The following is a 17,031-nucleotide window of genomic DNA, read 5'->3' on the forward strand; positions in this document are numbered from 1 at the left end:
AACTGTTTCTGTCCAGAGCAGGCCGACGGGAGCCCCCGGCGACGGCCGGGGGCTCCACGGGGCTCAGCCGGCCCCAGCGGGCCGAGCGGGCGGGCTCAGCGGCGGAAGGTGAACCAGTTGACGTTGACGAAGTCGGCGGGCTGCCCGCTGTTGAAGGTCAGGTAGACCGTCCGGCGGCCGGTCGGGCCGGCGACGTTGCCGGGAACCGAGCGCCAGCTCTGCCAGCCGCCGGTGTTCCCGATCGCGAAGCTGCCGATCGGCGGGCTGGTCGGGCTGTCCAGCCGCACCTCCACCAGCCCGCTGACCCCGCTCGCCGCGCCGGAGGCGACGCGGGCGACGAAGTCGCGTGGCGGGGTGGCCCCGAACTCGACGTTGTCGAACCGCACCCAGTCGCCGTTGCGCAGCGCGCCGATGTTCTGCCCACCCTCGGCGCACGCCTCGACGAGCACCCCGTTCTGCGCGTTGAACGACTCCGCCTGGATCGTCGCGTACGCGTCGCGCACCCCACCGGGCGGCGGCGTCGTCGGCGGCGGGGTCGTGGGCGGAGGCGTGGTGCCGCCGCCCCGGCTGTACACCGCCACGTAGTCGACCAGCATCGGACGGCCGGGGACGGTGGCGGCGGTCGGCGTGGCACCACCGGCCACGCCGTTCGGGAAGGCCCCGCCCATCGCCACGTTGAGCAGCAGGAAGTAGCCGGCGTGGTTGGTCATCTGCGACCAGTACGGCTCGCCGACCCGGGACTGGCTGACCGAGTGGTAGAGCTGGCCGTCGACGTACCAGCGCAGCTGCTGCGGGCTGGCCGAGGCGTCCCACTCGAACCGGTAGGTGTGGAAGGCCGACTGGCAGGTGCTGCCAGGGCAGGCCCGGGACGCGCCGATGCCGTTGAACTCGTCGCACGGCCCGCCGGGGGCCACGCCGCAGTGCAGTACGCCCCAGACCGAGTTGAGGCCGTTGACGTTCTCCATCACGTCGAACTCGCCGATGCCCGGCCAGTTCTGGTAGTTGCCCCGGTACGGCGAGCCGAGCGCCCAGAACGCCGGCCAGTAGCCGGACGCCTGGGCCCCGGTGACGTTGGGCATCTGGATGCGGCCCTCGATGGCCAGCACGCCGCCGGACGGAGGCTTGAAGTTGCTGCGCACGGTCTCGATCCGGGCCGAGGTCCAGCGGCCGGAGGCGTCGCGCAGCGGGGTGATCCGCAGGTTGCCGCCGCCGTCGTGACTGACGTTGGCGGTGCTGTTGGTGTACGTCTGGATCTCCCCGGTGCCCCAGTTCGGCGGGCCGCCGGGATAGCTGGTGCCGGTGTCGATGATCCAGTTGCCGGCGGACGGCAGTGTGCCGGCCGCGCCGGTGAAGTCGTCGCTCCACACCAGGCTCCAGCCGGGCGCGGGCGCCGGGACGGCGGCGTTCGCCGTCACGGTCGTGCCGACCAGGGCGGTCGCGGCGGCGGTGAGGAGGGTCAACGCCAGGGTCAGCCGGCGTCGCGGGGGCAGGGCGGCGGGCGCCGCCGGGGCAGGTGTCATTGACGTGCCTCTCTGCGGGGACGGGCGAGAGAGCGCTCTCTCACGAGTTGTACGTGCCGACTCCACAGATGTCAACGCCCATCGATGCGGGCCGGCTCGGGCCGCGGGCGGCGCAGCACCGCCTGCTCCCCCGCCGACCAGGCGGTGGTGGTGACCAGGTAGATCACCGCGGCCAGCGGCAGCACCAGCGCCACCAGCACCGTCGTGTACGGCAGCAGCGGCAGCAGCCGGCCGAACACGGCCGCGCCCGGCCCCTCGGTCGGCGTACCGGCCACCGTTCCCGTCGCCGCCGCCGCGCGCCGCATCCGCCGCGACGTCCACCAGGCGAGCGCGAGCAGGGCCGCCAGCAGGGCGCCGAACAGTGGCAGCGCGCCGCCGACCGCCCCGTCGCCGAGGTGGTGGCCCAGCGGCACACCGGCCAGGCGCTCGGCCAGCAGCCCGGTGCCGCCCTCGGTGGTGGTGAAGAGCCGGTACATCACCAGCAGGAACGGGGCCTGGAGCAGCAGCGGCAGGCAGCCGGACACCGGGCTGGCGCCGTTGGCCCGGTAGAGCGCGAACAGTTCGCCCTGCAACCGGGTGGGGTCGTCCGCGTACCGCCGCTGAAGCTCGCGGACGTCGGGGGCGAGCGCCGCGCGGCGCCGCTCCCCGCGGACCTGCATGAGGGTGAGCGGCGAGATCAGCAACCGGACGACGACGGTGAGGGCGACGATGGCGGCGGCCGTGGCCGCGTCGCCGGCCAGCGGTTCCAGCAGGGTGGTGAACCAGGTGAGCGCGCGGCCGGCGGCGCCGACGGCGTCGTGCAGAGGTGCGAAGGCGAGCATGGGTGACCCCTCGGTCCGATTCCGGGTGCCGGTCCGGCGGGAAGGCGGGTCGCCGGACGGGCGGATGGCGGCGGAATCGGCCGCGCGGCGGTGCTACGCGGCCGAGGGGAGCAGCCCGGGCGCGCGGGGACGGGGACGCCCGGCGGCGTCCGGGTCGACCTGCCGCGGCACCCGGCGGCGACGGGCCCGGGCGCGCAGGGCGGCGGCGCGGCCGGCCCGGGGCGTGTCGACGACGCCGGCCGCGTGCGCCGCGAGCGCGACGGCGAGCAGCGCCACCGCGGCGAGCGCGGCCCCGGCGAGCAACCCGGCCGGGCGGTCGGCGAGCAGGGTCAGGTGGGCGAGGGCGTACGCCCACGTCCCCAGCACGATCCCCAGCAGCCCCGGCACGCCGCCCAGCCTAGGACCCGCTGTCACGCCACCCGGCCCAGTTCGCGCAACGAGCCCTCCACACCCGCTCTGACCTGCGCTTATACGACAGGTCCGGGGTGGACGGAGGCGCGGCGGAAGTGGTACGACTTGGGTGCGTCGACAGCTGACGTCGGTGTGTCGTCCTTCTCGGTCGCCGGTGTGCCTCCGCGTCGTCGGGATGCCACGCCGACCCGGGCGGTGGGAGCGGGTCCTCCCGGTACACCGTCGGCACCGGGCGCCCGCCCCGGCCGACGGGCCGCCTCGACGAGGTGGCGGGCCATTCTGAGGAGCTGCCGTGCCCCACAACCGAATCCGATCGAGGCACCAGCCCTTCGAGATCGCCATCATGGCGACCGCTCCCGTGTGCGGGGTCCTCCTGATCGTCCTCGACGTCCGGCCGCAGTCGGTGGAGATGGCCATGCCGGGGCCCATCCAGGCGGGGTGGGAGTCGGGCCTCATCGTGGCCGGCGTCGCCGGGCTGCTCGGCGTGCTCTGGCCGGGCCGGCTCTCCACCGGCCTCGGGATCGAACTCGCGTCGGTGCTCGTGCTGGGCACGATCACCGGCATGTACGCCGTCGCCCTGGCGGTGGTCGCCGGCGCGCAGGGGGTCGCGGCGATGTCGTTCGTCGTCGCGGTGGCCGCCGGCTCCGGGTGGCGCGCCGTCCAGATCGCGCTCGACCTGCGCCGGCTGACCCGGGCCGGCCAGGCCACCCAGTTCGCCGGGGTGGGCGTCGGTGGCACCTTCTCCGCCAGGGGTGGGACGTGAACACCTCGGCGACGTCCGCCCCGCACTGGGTGCAGGTCCTGCTCTCCGTCCTCGGCGTGCTCGGGGGGACCGGCGGTCTCGCCGTCATCGCCACCGTCATCGTGCAGCGGGGCAAGTTCAAGGCGGACGCCGCCGACACCCTCACCGACGCCGCCCTCACGCTGGTGCAGCCGCTGCGCACCCGGGTCGCCGAGCTGGAGGAGGCCGCGCTGCTCGCCCGGGCGCAGCTCGACTCGGCCCGCGAGCAGGAACGGCAGCTGCAGGCGACGGTCTGGGACCTGCGCCGAACCCTGGACCGGTGGCGGGCGGCCATCCTGGCCCCGGACGCCACGCTGCGCCGCGTCCGCGCCCTGGTGCGCGACGGCGAGGACCGCGGGCCACGATGACCTGCGGGTCGCGCGCGGCGTGATCCCCGTGCCCGCGCGCGACGGGCGACACGCCGGGACCGCGTTTCTCCGCCTCCGCACGGTGGGTAACCACTGACCGACCCCGCGCGGACGGACCGCTGCCGGGCGCGAACGGACGGTGGTGACGATGACCGGCCAGGTGGCGGAGGCTCCGAGCGGAACGACCGAGGGGACCGACCTGCTCACGGTGGGTGTCGAGGAGGAGTTCCTGCTCGTCGACCCGCACACCGGGGCCGCGGTGCCCGCTGTCGACCTCGTCATGGAGCAGGTGCCGCCCGAGCTGCGCGGTCAGGTGGAGCGGGAGTTCCAGACCAGCCAGATCGAGATCGGCAGCCCGCCCGGCCTGGAACTCTCCTCGATCCGGCACTCCCTCGGCGTGCTGCGGGCCGCGCTCGCCGACGCGGCCGAGCGGGCCGGCGTACGGCTGCTCGCCATCGGCACCGGGCCGGTCGACGGTCCGGTGCCCCCGGTGGTCGACAAGCCCCGCTTCGACCGGATGATCGAGCGGTTCCGCCTGCTGGTCCCCGGCCCCGGCAACAACGGCATGCACGTGCACGTCGGGGTGCCCGACCCGGAGACCGGCGTGCAGGTGCTCAACCACGTCCGGCCCTGGCTGCCGGTGCTGCACGCGGCCACCACCAACTCCCCCTTCGCCAGGGGCGAGGACACCGGGTACGCGAGCTGGCGGTCGGTGGAGTGGGAGCGCTGGCCGTCCGTGGCGCCCACCCCGTTCCTGGAGTCCCACGAGCACTACGAGCGGCTGATCCGGCAGCTCATCGCCAGCGGCGTGATGCTCGACGAGGGGATGCTCTACTGGTACGCCCGCCTGTCGGCCAAGTACCCGACGGTGGAGATCCGGATCGGTGACGTCTGCCCGTCGGTGGACGACGCGGTGCTCGTCGCCGCGCTGGTCCGGGCCATGGTGGCGACCGCGATGGACGACATCGCCGCCGGGCGGCCGGCCCTGCGCACCGATCACCACCTGCTGGTCGCCGCGCACTGGCGGGCGGCCCACGACGGGCTGGAGGGGAACGGCGTCGACCTGACCGACGGCGAGCTGCGGCCGGCCTGGGAGCTGTTCGACCAGCTGATCGAGCGGCTGCGCCCGGCGCTGGAACGGCACGGCGACCTCGACGAGGTGACCGGGCTCGTCGCCGGGCTGCGCCGGCACGGCAGCGGGGCGGCCCGGCAGCGCGCCGTCTTCGCGCGTACCGGCAGGCTCGTGGACGTGGTGGAGGACGTCGCGCGGCAGACCCGTGGCGCGGGCCGCTCGTGACAGGATGGTGAACGTGGCGCAACGGCTGATCGTCATCGGTGGGGACGCCGCGGGAATGGCGGCGGCGTCGCAGGCGCGACGCCGCCGGGACCGCGGCGACCTGGAGATCGTCGCCTTCGAGCGGGGGCACTTCACGTCGTACTCGGCGTGCGGCATCCCGTACTGGATCAGCGGGCTGGTGCCCGAACGGGACCAGTTGATCGCCCGCGACCCGGAGACGTTCCGGGAGAAGTTCGACATCGACGTCCGGCTCCGGCACGAGGTGACCGCCATCGACCTCGACCGGCGCGAGGTCACCGCCCGGGACCTCGACGGCGGCGGCGAGGTCCGGGAGCGTTTCGACACCCTGATGTACGCCACCGGGGCGGTGCCCAAGAAGCCGGGCTGGGCGGAGACCGACGCCGGCGGGGTCTTCGGGATGCAGACCCTCGACGACGGCGCCGCGTTACGCGACTGGCTGGACGCCGAGCCCCGGCCGCGCCGGGCGGTGGTGATCGGCGGCGGCTACATCGGCGTGGAGATGGCCGAGGCGCTCATCCAGCGCGGGCTCACCGTCACCCTCGTCGAGCAGGCCGAGCAGCCGATGGCCACCGTGGACCCGGACATGGCCGAGCTGGTCACGGACGCGATGCGGAGCATCGGCATCACCATCCGCACCGGCCTCGGGGTGACCGGCCTGGAGGAGACCGACGGGCGGGTGTCCGCCGTGGTCACCGCCGAGGGGCCCATCCCCACCGACGTGGTCGTCCTCGGCCTGGGCGTACGCCCCAACACCGCCCTCGCGGAGGCGGCCGGGCTGCCGCTGGGCACCACCGGCGGGATCCGGGTGGACCGTCGGATGCGGGTGCAGGGGGTGCCGGACGTCTGGGCGGCCGGTGACTGCGTGGAGACCGTGCACCGGGTCACCGGGCTGCCCGTGCACGTGCCACTGGGCACCCACGCCAACAAGCAGGGCCGGGTCGCCGGCATCAACATCGGCGGCGGGTACGCCACCTTCATGGGGGTGATCGGCACCGCCGTCACCAAGGTCTGCGAGCTGGAGGTGGGGCGCACCGGGCTGCGCGAGAAGGACGCCGCGGCGGCGGGGTTCGAGTTCGTCTCGGTGATCGTCGAGTCGACCAACCGCGCCGGCTACTACCCGGGCGCCCGGCCGATGACGGTGAAGCTGATCGCGGAGAAGCCCAGCGGGCGGCTGCTCGGGGCGCAGATCGTGGGCTGGTCCGAGGCGGCCAAGCGGATCGACACCCTCGCGGTGGCGCTGTGGAACGGCATGACGGTGGACGACATGACCGCGCTCGACCTGGGCTACGCCCCGCCGTACGCCCCGGTCTGGGACCCGGTGCTGATCGCCGCCCGCAAGGCCGTCGACGCCCTGGCCGCCGTCGGCCGCTGAGCGTCAGGTGTGAGGAAGGGGCCGTTTTTCGCGTGCATGTCGGGGGTGGTGGTTAGCGTGTGCCCGCTCGCGCCCCACCGGTCACGCCAGGCCGGTCGCTGATCCCCCTCGGAGGCCCCCATGCCGCAGGAGACGACCTACCTCGAACTGTCCGAAGCGGATGGTGCGCACAAGTTCTACGAGGTCGTCGTCGACGACGCCGCGCTGACCGTCCGCTACGGCCGGATCGGCGACCAGGGACAGCTCAAGACCACGGCCTACGCCGACAACGCCAAGGCCCGCGCGGCGGCGGCGAAGAAGATCGGCGAGAAGGTCCGCAAGGGGTACGCCCCGGCCGTACGCGGCGTGCGGCAGAAGCGCGCCGTCTCCCGGCGGCAGATCGTCAGCACCCGCTCCACCGCCCGCACCGCCCCGGTGCTGTGGCGTTACGACTCCGGCGCCCCCGCCTTCGGCATCTTCGTCGACGGGCAGAGCTGCATGGTCGGCAACGAGCGCGGGGTCATCACCACGCTCGGCCACGACGCCCGGGTGCTCGACCAGGTCCGCCTCCCCGACGGGGTGAAGTGCATCGTCGCCGACGACGCCTGGATCTACGCGGGCTGCGACGACGGCAACGTCTACGACCTGTCCGGCAAGGTGCCCCGGGTGGCCTACGAGATCGCGCCGGAGATCGACATCTACTGGCTGGACATCCACGACGGGGTGCTGGGCGTCTCCGACGCGGGCGGCGGCATCGTCGCCGTCGACCACGAGGACGAGTTCCTCTGGCGCCGGCAGGGGCGCGGCCGGTCGGCGTGGATGGTGCGCTGCGACGCCGACGCGCTCTACCACGGCCACTCCCAGGGGGTGACCAGCTACGACTGGCGGACGGGCCAGGAGCGGTGGCACACCCGTACCGGATCGGTGCTCTTCGGTTGGCAGGAGCGCGACGCGGTCTTCGCGGGCACCGGCACCCGGGAGGTGGTGCGGCTGGCGAAGGACGGCCGCGCCGAGCGCACCTACCGCTGCGACGCCCCGGTCTTCTCCTGCGCCACGGCCGAGGGCGGCCGGTTCGTCTTCGCCGGCGACAGCCAGTCCTCGATCTACTGCTTCGACGCGGCCGGCAACCGGCTGTGGAAGCTCGGCACCGGCTGCGGCTCGGCCTACTCGATGCAGTACCACGAGGAGCGGCTCTACGTCGTCACCACCAGCGGCCACCTGGCCTGCATCGACGCCAGCGAGCCGGCGATCCGGGCGGCGGAGGCCGGCAGCGTGCCGGAGGTGGTCGACGTCAAGGCCCCGCCCCGGATGCCGGAGCCGGCGGCCTGGACGACGGTCGAGGTGACCAGCGACGTCGGCGGCGGCGTGGTCGTGCAGTGCGTCGAGGACGGGGGCCGGCTGCGGGTGCACGTGGTCTCCCCCGGCTACCACCGGGACTGGTCCGTGCAGTTCCCGAAGGGCATCCGCGAGCCGGGCGCGCGCTACCTGGTCACCCAGGTCCGCGAGTCCGGCCGGGGCGGCTTCTACCGCGCCCACGGCGACATCCGCCGCCTCCGCTGACAGCGCTCCCTCCCCCGCCCCCTCCCTTCCGCCGCCCGCCTCGTCCCCTCCGCCGCCCGACTCTTCCCCGACGCGGTGATCAAGAGGTTTGCGTCCGGTTCGAAATCCGTTGCGGAACCGAACCTCTTGATCACCACCACCGGCGGTGGGCGGGGAATCGATGGTGCGGTATGGGCGGGCGCTGGTGAAGGATGGCCGGGTGGATTCCGAACTCCTGATCCCCGACGGGCTGGGCTGGGTGCGGGGCACGCCGGCCGGGCGGGAGTGGCTGGCGGCGCTGCCGGAGCGCCTGGCCGCCTGCGCCGAACGCTGGTCGCTGCGGCTCGGGCCGCCCTTCCCGTACGCCTTCGCCTCGCTGGCCCTGCCGGCGGAGCTGCCCGACGGCACCCCGACGGTGCTGAAGCTCCAGTACCCGGACCCCGACAGCGTCCACGAGGCGACGGCACTGGAGTGCTGGGCCGGGGTGGGGGCGGCCCGGCTGCTCGGGCACGACCCGCAGCGGCGGGCGCTGCTGGTCGAGCGGTGCGTGCCCGGCACGCCGCTGCACGAGTTGCCCGCCGACGCGGCGCTGGACGCGGCGGTGGAGTTGCTGCCCCGGGTCTGGCGTCCGGCCGGTGCGCCGTTCACCCCGCTCGCCGACGAGGCAGCTGGCTGGGCGGAACGGTTGCCGGCCAACTGGGAGCGGGCCGGCCGGCCCTACGAGCGGCGGCTGCTCGACGCGGCGCTGGGGCTGCTGGCCGACCTGGTCGACAGCCAGGGCGCGCAGGTGCTGGTCAACCAGGACCTGCACGCCGGCAACGTGCTGCGGGCGACCCGGGAGCCGTGGCTGGTCATCGACCCGAAGCCGCTGACCGGCGAGCGCGAGTTCGGGGTGGTGCCGCTGGTGCGGGGCGCGGAGCTGGGGCACTCGCCGGACGCCGTCCGGCACCGGCTGGACCGGCTCAGCGCGGAGCTGGGGCTGGACCGGGAGCGGGTGTGGGGCTGGACGGTTGGGCAGACGCTGGCCTGGAGCATCGGCGAGGGGCAGGTCTTCCCCAACCAGGTCGAGGTGGTCCGCTGGCTGCTCGCCGCGCGTCCCCGGTGAGACCGACGTCGGCGTGGGCGGCGGTCAGGACGGTTGGCAGGTGGGGCACCAGTAGAGGTTGCGGCCGGCCAGCTCGCCCCGGCTGACCGGCGTGGCGCAGACGTGGCAGGGATCGCCGGGGCGGCGGTAGACGTACACCTCGCCGCCGTGCCGGTCGACGCGGGCGGGGCGGCCCATCGCCTCGGGCAGGTGCGCGTCGCGGACGGTGTCGATCCGGCCGCGTGTGACGGCGAGCCGCATCAGCGCCACCAGGTCGGCCCAGAGCGCGTCCCAGCCGGCGCGGGTCAGCCGCCGGCCGGGCAGCGTCGGCGGCAGCCCGGCCCGGAACAGCGCCTCGGTGACGAAGATCAGCCCGGTGCCGGCCACCACCGACTGGTCGAGCAGCAGCGCCGCCAGCGGCGTCGGGCTGCGGGAGATCCGGGCGTACGCCCGCTCGGGGTCGGTGTCGGCGCGCAGCGGGTCGGGGCCGAGCCGGGCCCGCAGCGCCGCGACCTCGGGCGGGGTGAGCAGCTCGCAGGCGGTGGGGCCGCGCAGGTCGAGCCAGTGCCGGTCGCTTGTCAGCCGCAGCCGCACCTGGCCGACGGGCTCCGGCGGCTCCCCGGCGCCGTCGGCGAACTTGCCGTAGAGCCCGAGGTGCACGTGCAGGGTCAGCTCCTCGGCGTGGTGGTGCAGCAGGTGCTTGCCGTACGCCTCGGTGCTCTCCAGGACGGTGCCGGAGAGGCGGGCCGCGCCCTCGGCGAAGCGGCCCTGCGGGCTGGCGGCGTGCAGCTTGTCCCCGCCGAACAGCTCGGCGTGCCGCGCCGCCAGGCGGTGGATGGTGTGTCCCTCTGGCACGGGTGCCAAGGATACGTGCGACTCGCGGGGCCGCCGACCGTGGCGTGCTGCGGGTGCTCGCGCCCCGCCCGAGAGAACGACCGGCTAGGTATCCGTGTCGGAGAACGACCACCTGGGTATTGCGGACGTGTACCGCGTGGGCGGCGAGTCGTTGCATCGGCCACCACGCATTCACGAGGAGGTGTGTGTGGTGAAGATTCCCTCGCTGTCCCGCAGGTCGGAAGAGGCGCCGACACGGGACGAGAACCTCGACGGCCACGTCGACGGCCGTGACGCTCCCGCCGGCACCGGCCGGGACGGCGCGCCACGGGCCGACGCGGACGGCAGCAGCGGGCCCAGCCGTCCGGTGGTCACCGACCGGGACGGCGAGCAGACGACCTACCGCAGCAGCGCCGCGCCCGACGGCGCCGGACGGGACGGCGCCGCCGAGCGGCGGGCGGCCGAGCGGGCGGCCGTCGCCCGGGCGGCCACGGCCCGGCCCACCGACGACGACCACCGACGCGTCCCCCGGAGCACCGAGCCCGAACCGGCCCTCGAACGGACCCTCGGCGGTCGGACGACCGACCTGGACCGGAACGCGGCGCTGGGCGCCCGGACGGACCGGGACCGCGCGCTCGACGGGGACACCGTGGAGCGGCCCGTCGACCGCGACGGCGACGGCGTTCCCGACCGCGAGCCGGAGCGGGCGGTGGTCGCCGGCCCGAAGCCCCGGGCCAGCATCCTCGCCACGCTGGGGCTGATCGTCGGCGTGGCCGGGGCGCTCTTCGTGCTCACCGGCAGCCTCGCCGGGTACGGCATCGCCCTCGGCGCCCTCGGCGCGGTCCTCGCGGTGCTGGGCCTGATGGCCACCCGTCGCCGGCACATCGCCGGCAAGACCGACGCGCTGCTCGGCGTCGCGCTGGGCCTCGGCGCGGTGGTGCTCGGCGTGCTGGCGATGACCGGCCAGTTCGACTGGCCGACCACCGACGGGGACTGGGTGCAGCGGTTCCGCGAGTGGCTCGACTCACAGTTTGTGGACCGCTTCTAGCGGGCACTGTCCGGTACGCCGGCAGCGCCGGTGGTTCACCGGCGACGCCCGACCAGCCTGGTGGTTCACCAGCCGGGCAACCCTTTTCGGGGGCGGCGATTCGCCGCCCCCGAAGTGTTTTCCGGGCCCGCCTTCCGGCCGGACACACCGACAGGGCCCGATACGCAACGAACCATCGTCCAGCACTCCCCAGACGCAACGTTCCGTCGGCCTGCGCAACTTCCAGCGGTGGATTCCACCATCGGCGCCGCATAACGTTGAGCAACGGCGCCAGCCCGTGGGCCGAAGGTGGCCGGGCGCGCCCGACCTCTGGGAGCAGGACAATGACGATGGACGCCACCAGCCAGCGCTTCCTGATGTGCCGGCCGACGTACTTCGCCGTCGACTACGCCATCAACCCGTGGATGGACCCGACCGCGCCGGTCGACGCCGACCTCGCCGTCCGGCAGTGGGAGCAGCTGCGCCAGATCTACCGGGACCTGGGCCACACCGTCGAGGAGATCGCTCCGGTGCCCGCCCTGCCCGACATGGTGTTCGCCGCCAACGGCGGCACGGTGATCGACGGCAAGGCGATGGCCGTGCAGTTCCGCGACCCGCAGCGCGCCGACGAGGCCCCCGCCTACCGCGCCTGGTTCGAGGCCGCCGGCTTCGAGATGCACGACCCGAAGCACGTCAACGAGGGCGAGGGCGACATCCTGCTGGCCGGCGACTTCCTGCTGGCCGGCACGGGCTTCCGCACCGCGCACGCCTCGCACGCGCAGCTCCAGGAGGTCTTCGGCTACCCCGTGGTGACCATGCAGCTGGTCGACCCGCGCTTCTACCACCTGGACACCGCGCTCACCGTGCTCGACGAGCGGACGGTGGCGTACCTGCCGGAGGCGTTCTCGCCGGGCAGCCGGGCGGTGCTGCGCCGGCTCTTCCCCGACGCGGTGCACGCCACCCTCGCCGACGCCGAGGTCTTCGGGCTGAACGCGGTCAGCGACGGCCGGCACGTGGTGCTGCCGGAGCAGGCCACCGGCCTGGCCGCGAAGCTGCGCGACCGGGGCTACGAGACGATCGGTGTCGACCTCTCCGAGCTGCGCAAGGCCGGCGGCGGACCGAAGTGCTGCACGTTGCGACTCCGTCAGGGAAAGGCGAGCCAGTGATCGACGACATGCTGCGGACGCCGGAGGCGATCCGCGACGCGGAGCGGTGGACCGCGCACAACTACCACCCGCTGCCGGTGGTCATCTCCTCCGCCGAGGGCTCCTGGCTGACCGACGTGGACGGCCGCCGCTACCTCGACTGCCTGGCCGGCTACTCGGCGCTGAACTTCGGCCACCGCCACCCGACGCTGATCGCCGCCGCGCACGCGCAGCTCGACCGGCTGACGCTCACCAGCCGGGCGTTCGTCCACGACCAGTTCGCCGACTTCTGCCGCGAGCTGGCCGAGCTGTGCCGCAAGGACCTCGTGCTGCCGATGAACACCGGCGCCGAGGCCGTGGAGACCGGCATCAAGGTCGCCCGCAAGTGGGGCTACCAGGTCAAGGGCGTCGCGCCGGGGCAGGCCAACATCGTGGTGGCCGAGGGGAACTTCCACGGCCGGACGACCACGATCGTCAGCTTCTCCACCGACGAGGACGCGCGGGCCGACTTCGGGCCGTACACCCCGGGGTTCACGGTCGTCCCCTACGGCGACCTGGACGCGCTGGCCGCCGCCATCGACGAGAACACCGTCGCGGTGCTGATCGAGCCGATCCAGGGCGAGCAGGGCGTCGTCGTGCCGCCGGAGGGCTACCTGCCGGGCGTACGCCGGGTCTGCACCGAGCAGAACGTGCTCTTCATCGCCGACGAGATCCAGTCCGGCCTCGGCCGGACCGGGGACACCTTCGCCTGCGACCACGAGGGCGTCACGCCCGACATGTACCTGCTGGGCAAGGCGCTCGGCGGCGGCATCGTGCCGGTCTCCGCGGTGGCCGCCAACGCCGACGTGCTCGGCGTGCTCAGGCCGGGCCAGCACGGCTCCACGTTCGGCGGCAACCCGCTGGCCTGCGCCGTCGCCACCGAGGTCGTCCGGCTGCTGGCCACCGGCGAGTTCCAGCGCCGCTCGACCGAGCTGGGCGCCCGGCTGCACGCCGGACTCCGGTCGCTGGTCGGCAGGGGCCTCGTCGCGGTGCGGGGCCGTGGCCTGTGGGCCGGCCTCGACATCGACCCGGCGCTGATGAGCGGCCGGGAGGCGTGCGAGCGGCTCGCCGAGCGCGGGGTGCTCGCCAAGGACACCCACGGCGCCACCATCCGGCTCGCCCCGCCGCTGGTGATCACCGAGGAGGAGATCGACCACGCGGTGGCCCAGCTCGCCGCGGTGCTGGCCGGCTGAGCCCCGTACGACACGGGCGGGCGTCGGGACCACGGTCCCGGCGCCCGCCGTCGTCTCCCGGCGGCTCAGCGGGGCAGGCGCATCGCCATCGTGGGCGCCTCGGCCATGACCGACGTGGGCGTGTAGGGGGCACCGGTGGGAAGCTCGTCGGGCCGGCCGATCTGCACCCCGGGGTAGAGCTCCACCATGTCGCCCTCGGCCAGCACCCGGGACTGCTGCGGCGCCAGCGGGACCCGGTCGCTCTCCGCCATCGACCCGCCCGGGCGGATGCCCGAGCCGTTGGTGCTCACGTCGGTCACGATCACCTCGCCGACCCGCAGCTCGAACCGGACGTGGCTACGGCTGATCCAGCGGCGCGCCTCGTCGTTGAGCCACTGCCCGAGCGTGATCCCGCCGGCCTGGTCGGGGGCGCGGCCGACCACCGCCGGCTCGTCCTCGGTGAGCACGAAGCGGCGGCGGATCAGCCCGCCCACCCGCACGGCCAGGACGGCGCTACGCGGTCGCGGACCGGCGTCGCCGAGCCGGGTGCCGTGCCGGGGGCAGGTCGGCACGCCACCGCGCAGCGTGGGCGGCGGCTGGCCGGCCGGGCTGCGCTCCACCACCCGGGACAGGTCGGCGAAGGCCCCGCCGCCCCCACCACCGCCGAAGAGCGCGCAGCCGGGCTCCGCGCAACGCCAGCGCCGGGCGAGCAGCTTCGCGCCGGCCGGTGACCGGTCACCGGCGACGGGCGTGTGCCCGCCGCCGACGTGGGCGACGAAGGCCGGCCCGCCGGCGCCGGGCACCGGGGCGAGCACCCGGCCGGCCTGCTCGACCAGCCACGGGTAGCGCCCGCGCAGGCCGTCGGCCCGCACCCGGGTGAGCACGGGCAGGCCGAGCAGGTCCGCCACCTCCAGCATCCGGTCGCCGGGGTTGTCGAGCACCTCGACCAGCCCGTCGTCGGCCCACCGGCGGACCACCATGCGCTCGTTGGAGGTGAGGTCGGCGTCGGAGAGCAGGGCCCGGTGGACCACCGCGTAGACCGGGACGCTGTCCTCCTCCAGCTCGCGGGCGAGGGCGTCGATCACCATGCCGAGGCGGAGCAGGCTCGCCGGCCGACCGCCGTCGAGGTCCTGGTAGCGGATCACCTCGGCCAGGTCGATGACGGCCCGGGCCAGCGACGGGTCGGTGCTGACCCGGCCCTCGATGGCGTCCAGCACCTTGCTGATCTCGAATCTCATCCGACGCTCCCCACGATCTCGTCGATCCGCCGAGCCAGTTCCAGGTCACGCCGCGTGACCCCGCCCGCCGAGTGCGTGACGCACCGGAAGGTCAGGGCCCGCCAGCGGATGTCGATGTCGGGGTGGTGGTCCAGTTCCTCCGCCGTCACGGCGACCCGGTCGACCACCGCGATGGCCTCCGGGAAGCTGGCCAGCTCCACGGTGCGGGTGATCCCGGCGGGGTCTCCCGACCAGCCCGCCAGCCCACCCAGCTCGTCTCGCACCGCCTCGGCGGTGAGCACGTCTGCCATGGGGAGACCCTACCGGGACCGGTCGCGGCGACGCCGACCAGCGGCGGGAGGTGTGGCCCACCCCGGCAGCGCGGCGGCCCGGGGACCGCCACGGCATAGATGAGCGGCTGTGGACCGGCGGGGTTAGGCTGACCGGCGGCCCGGCCGGGGGCCCGCGACCAGCGTCGCCCCCGGCCCACCCTGCGTGAGGAGATTTCCACGATGAACACTCGACGGCTGGCGACCACGGGGGTCGCGCTCGTCGCCGCGCTCGCCCTCGGTCTCACCGGGTGCGGTACGGGGACGGACACGGCCGCTCCGGCCGGCGACGGTGGCACCACCGGCGCGGCACCGGCCAGCAGCGCCCCCGCCGACGCCCGCGCCGAGCTGGCCGCCGCCGCGCAGAAGCTGAACCAGCAGACGGTCAAGATGCGGCTCACGTCGCCGGTCATCAACGGCAGCGGCGTGATGGACCCGGCCACCAAGACCGGCGACATGACGCTGAAGATGGGCGCGGAGGGCACCTTCCGGATCCTGATGCTCGGCAACGACGTCTACCTGAAGGTCACCGGCATGCAGGGGATGCCGAAGAAGTGGATGCACATGGACGCCACCAAGCTCGGCAAGAGCGGCCAGCTCAACCTGATGCCCGACGGCGACCCGGGCGGCGCGAAGCAGATGGTCGACAGCGTGGTGGACGTCGAGAGGACCGCCCCGGGCAGCTACTCCGGCACCCTCGACTACACCCGTACCAAGCCCGACGACAAGGCCATCCAGGCCCTCGGTGACAAGGCCAAGGCCGTCCCGTTCACCGCCAGGGTGGACGACCAGGGCCGGCTCGTCGAGTTCGCCATCGACACCCAGGTGCTGCACGAGTCGCTGGGCACCATGATCACCAACTACTCGGACTTCGGCGCCCCGGTCACGGTCAAGAAGCCCGCCGCGGGCGACACGCAGGAGGCCCCGCAGGAGCTGATCGAGTCCATGGGCTCCTGAGCCCGACCGCACACGGAACGGGGGCGGCGCCGACCGGCGCCGCCCCCGTTCGCGCGTCTCAGCCGCGCAGCGGCCGGCCCACCTCGTGCAGGTGCGCGAGCGCCTGACGGTACGACTCGACCAGCCCCGTCTCGGCGTACGGGATGCCCTGCTCGGCGCAGAAGGCGCGGACGATCGGCCGGGCCCGGCGCAGGTTGGCCCGGGGCATGTTCGGGAACAGGTGGTGCTCGATCTGGTAGTTGAGCCCGCCCAGGGCGACGTCGACGAGCCGACTGCCCCGCACGTTGCGGGAGGTGAGCACCTGCTTACGCAGGAAGTCCAGGTCGTCGTCGGCCGTGGGCATCGGCATGCCCTTGTGGTTGGGGGCGAACGAGCAGCCCATGTAGAAGCCCCACAGCCCCTGGTGGACCGCGACGAAGAGCAGCGCCTTCACCGGCGACATCACCAGCAGCAGCGCACCGAGGTAGCCCACGGCGTGCAGGACCAGCAGCAGCGCCTCGACGCCGCGGTGCCGCATCGGGGTGCGGAACTTGCCGTCGGAGTCCCGCCCCACGATCGCCTGGACGCTCGCCACGTGCAGGGCGAGCCCCTCCAGCAGCAGCATCGGGAAGAACAGCCACGCCTGCCGGCGGGCCAGCCGGCGGCCGAACCCGCGCGTCGCGGCGGCCTGCTCGTACGTCCAGACCAGCGCGCCGGCCCCGACGTCGGGGTCCTCGTCCTCGTGGTTGGGGTTGGCGTGGTGCCGGTTGTGCTTGTCGACCCACCAGCCGTAGCTCAGCCCGACCGCCAGGTTGCCGGTGAGCAGGCCGATGGCCTCGCTCGGCCCGCGCCGCCGGAACATCTGCCGGTGTCCGGCGTCGTGGCCGAGGAACGCGACCTGGGTGGTGGCGACGGCGAGGAAGACGGCGACCAGGAGTTGCGCCCACGAGTCGCCGACGAGGCCGACGGCCGCCCAGCCCGCCGCGAAGACGCCCAGCGTGAGCACGATCCGGGTCACGTACCGTCCCGGGCGTCGCTCCAGCAGGCCCGCCCCGCTGATCCGCCGGGACAACTGCGCGTAGTCACTGCCCCGCCGTACCGGCGGGTCCGCCACCGCTCCGAGCACCATCGCGGCTCCC

General features: G+C 74.3%; 17 protein-coding genes. 10 read left to right on the forward strand and 7 right to left on the reverse strand.

From position 1 onward, the window contains the following. Positions 1 to 95: 95 nt before the first annotated feature. From ACPXCB_RS04935 to ACPXCB_RS04945, 3 genes are all read right to left on the reverse strand, one after another. Positions 96 to 1,520 carry a carbohydrate-binding protein gene (locus tag ACPXCB_RS04935; RefSeq protein WP_425872581.1) on the reverse strand — a complete coding sequence of 475 codons (1,425 nt, stop codon included), beginning with the start codon at positions 1,518 to 1,520 and terminating at the stop codon, positions 96 to 98. Positions 1,521 to 1,591: 71 nt separating this feature from the next. Then, a complete protein-coding gene (locus tag ACPXCB_RS04940) occupies positions 1,592 to 2,341 on the reverse strand; it encodes a YidC/Oxa1 family membrane protein insertase (RefSeq protein ID WP_425872583.1) in 750 nt (249 codons plus the stop codon). Between the two features lie 93 nt (positions 2,342 to 2,434). Then, positions 2,435 to 2,728: a DUF6412 domain-containing protein gene (locus ACPXCB_RS04945; protein ID WP_425872585.1), complete on the reverse strand. Its 294-nt coding sequence runs from the start codon at positions 2,726 to 2,728 to the stop codon at positions 2,435 to 2,437. Positions 2,729 to 3,044: 316 nt separating this feature from the next. Between ACPXCB_RS04945 and ACPXCB_RS04950 the strand changes: the two genes are divergently transcribed. The 6 genes from ACPXCB_RS04950 (at position 3,045) to ACPXCB_RS04975 (ending at position 9,214) form a co-directional block, all read left to right on the forward strand. Further along, the gene (locus tag ACPXCB_RS04950) at positions 3,045 to 3,515 is read left to right on the forward strand and encodes a hypothetical protein (RefSeq protein ID WP_425872587.1); all 471 of its coding nucleotides are present in this window, start codon (positions 3,045 to 3,047) and stop codon (positions 3,513 to 3,515) included. A 38-nt stretch (positions 3,516 to 3,553) separates the two neighbouring features. Further along, entirely contained in the window at positions 3,554 to 3,901 is a 348-nt protein-coding gene (locus ACPXCB_RS04955) for a hypothetical protein (protein WP_425872890.1), read from the forward strand. 148 nt (positions 3,902 to 4,049) lie between these two features. After that, a complete protein-coding gene (locus tag ACPXCB_RS04960; protein ID WP_425872588.1) occupies positions 4,050 to 5,198 on the forward strand; it encodes a carboxylate-amine ligase in 1,149 nt (382 codons plus the stop codon). Positions 5,199 to 5,211: 13 nt separating this feature from the next. Further along, complete coding sequence (locus ACPXCB_RS04965) at positions 5,212 to 6,591, forward strand: FAD-dependent oxidoreductase (protein ID WP_425872590.1); 1,380 nt, start codon at positions 5,212 to 5,214, stop codon at positions 6,589 to 6,591. Between the two features lie 120 nt (positions 6,592 to 6,711). After that, positions 6,712 to 8,130 (forward strand): WGR domain-containing protein, encoded by a 1,419-nt coding sequence (locus tag ACPXCB_RS04970; protein ID WP_425872592.1) that lies wholly within the window; start codon positions 6,712 to 6,714, stop codon positions 8,128 to 8,130. Between the two features lie 199 nt (positions 8,131 to 8,329). After that, positions 8,330 to 9,214, forward strand: coding sequence for an aminoglycoside phosphotransferase family protein (locus ACPXCB_RS04975; protein WP_425872594.1), 885 nt, complete (start codon positions 8,330 to 8,332; stop codon positions 9,212 to 9,214). 24 nt (positions 9,215 to 9,238) lie between these two features. Here ACPXCB_RS04975 and ACPXCB_RS04980 read toward each other — a convergent pair whose 3' ends face one another. Further along, a complete protein-coding gene (locus tag ACPXCB_RS04980; protein WP_425872596.1) occupies positions 9,239 to 10,048 on the reverse strand; it encodes an Fpg/Nei family DNA glycosylase in 810 nt (269 codons plus the stop codon). Between the two features lie 187 nt (positions 10,049 to 10,235). Between ACPXCB_RS04980 and ACPXCB_RS04985 the strand changes: the two genes are divergently transcribed. From ACPXCB_RS04985 to rocD, 3 genes are all read left to right on the forward strand, one after another. Continuing rightward, positions 10,236 to 11,075, forward strand: a complete 840-nt coding sequence (locus ACPXCB_RS04985) for a thrombospondin (protein WP_425872597.1) — start codon at positions 10,236 to 10,238, stop codon at positions 11,073 to 11,075. 329 nt (positions 11,076 to 11,404) lie between these two features. Then, positions 11,405 to 12,220 carry a dimethylargininase gene (gene ddaH, locus ACPXCB_RS04990; RefSeq protein WP_425872892.1) on the forward strand — a complete coding sequence of 272 codons (816 nt, stop codon included), beginning with the start codon at positions 11,405 to 11,407 and terminating at the stop codon, positions 12,218 to 12,220. Then, a complete protein-coding gene (gene rocD, locus ACPXCB_RS04995) occupies positions 12,217 to 13,431 on the forward strand; it encodes an ornithine--oxo-acid transaminase (protein WP_425872599.1) in 1,215 nt (404 codons plus the stop codon). The genes ddaH and rocD overlap by 4 nt, the downstream gene beginning before the upstream one ends. Before the next feature lie 65 nt (positions 13,432 to 13,496). Here the strand turns inward: rocD and ACPXCB_RS05000 are convergent, their stop codons facing one another. Beyond that, the gene (locus ACPXCB_RS05000; RefSeq protein ID WP_425872601.1) at positions 13,497 to 14,648 is read right to left on the reverse strand and encodes an FHA domain-containing protein; all 1,152 of its coding nucleotides are present in this window, start codon (positions 14,646 to 14,648) and stop codon (positions 13,497 to 13,499) included. Beyond that, entirely contained in the window at positions 14,645 to 14,938 is a 294-nt protein-coding gene (locus tag ACPXCB_RS05005; RefSeq protein ID WP_121399652.1) for a 4a-hydroxytetrahydrobiopterin dehydratase, read from the reverse strand. The genes ACPXCB_RS05000 and ACPXCB_RS05005 overlap by 4 nt, the downstream gene beginning before the upstream one ends. Positions 14,939 to 15,139: 201 nt before the next feature. Between ACPXCB_RS05005 and ACPXCB_RS05010 the strand changes: the two genes are divergently transcribed. Further along, the gene (locus tag ACPXCB_RS05010) at positions 15,140 to 15,913 is read left to right on the forward strand and encodes a hypothetical protein (protein ID WP_425872603.1); all 774 of its coding nucleotides are present in this window, start codon (positions 15,140 to 15,142) and stop codon (positions 15,911 to 15,913) included. 58 nt (positions 15,914 to 15,971) lie between these two features. Here the strand turns inward: ACPXCB_RS05010 and ACPXCB_RS05015 are convergent, their stop codons facing one another. Then, positions 15,972 to 17,021 (reverse strand): fatty acid desaturase family protein, encoded by a 1,050-nt coding sequence (locus tag ACPXCB_RS05015; RefSeq protein WP_425872605.1) that lies wholly within the window; start codon positions 17,019 to 17,021, stop codon positions 15,972 to 15,974. Positions 17,022 to 17,031: the final 10 nt, after the last annotated feature.

The sequence above is a fragment of the Micromonospora sp. DT62 genome (genome assembly GCF_049847285.1).
In the GTDB taxonomy this organism is placed as follows: domain Bacteria; phylum Actinomycetota; class Actinomycetes; order Mycobacteriales; family Micromonosporaceae; genus Micromonospora; species Micromonospora reichwaldensis.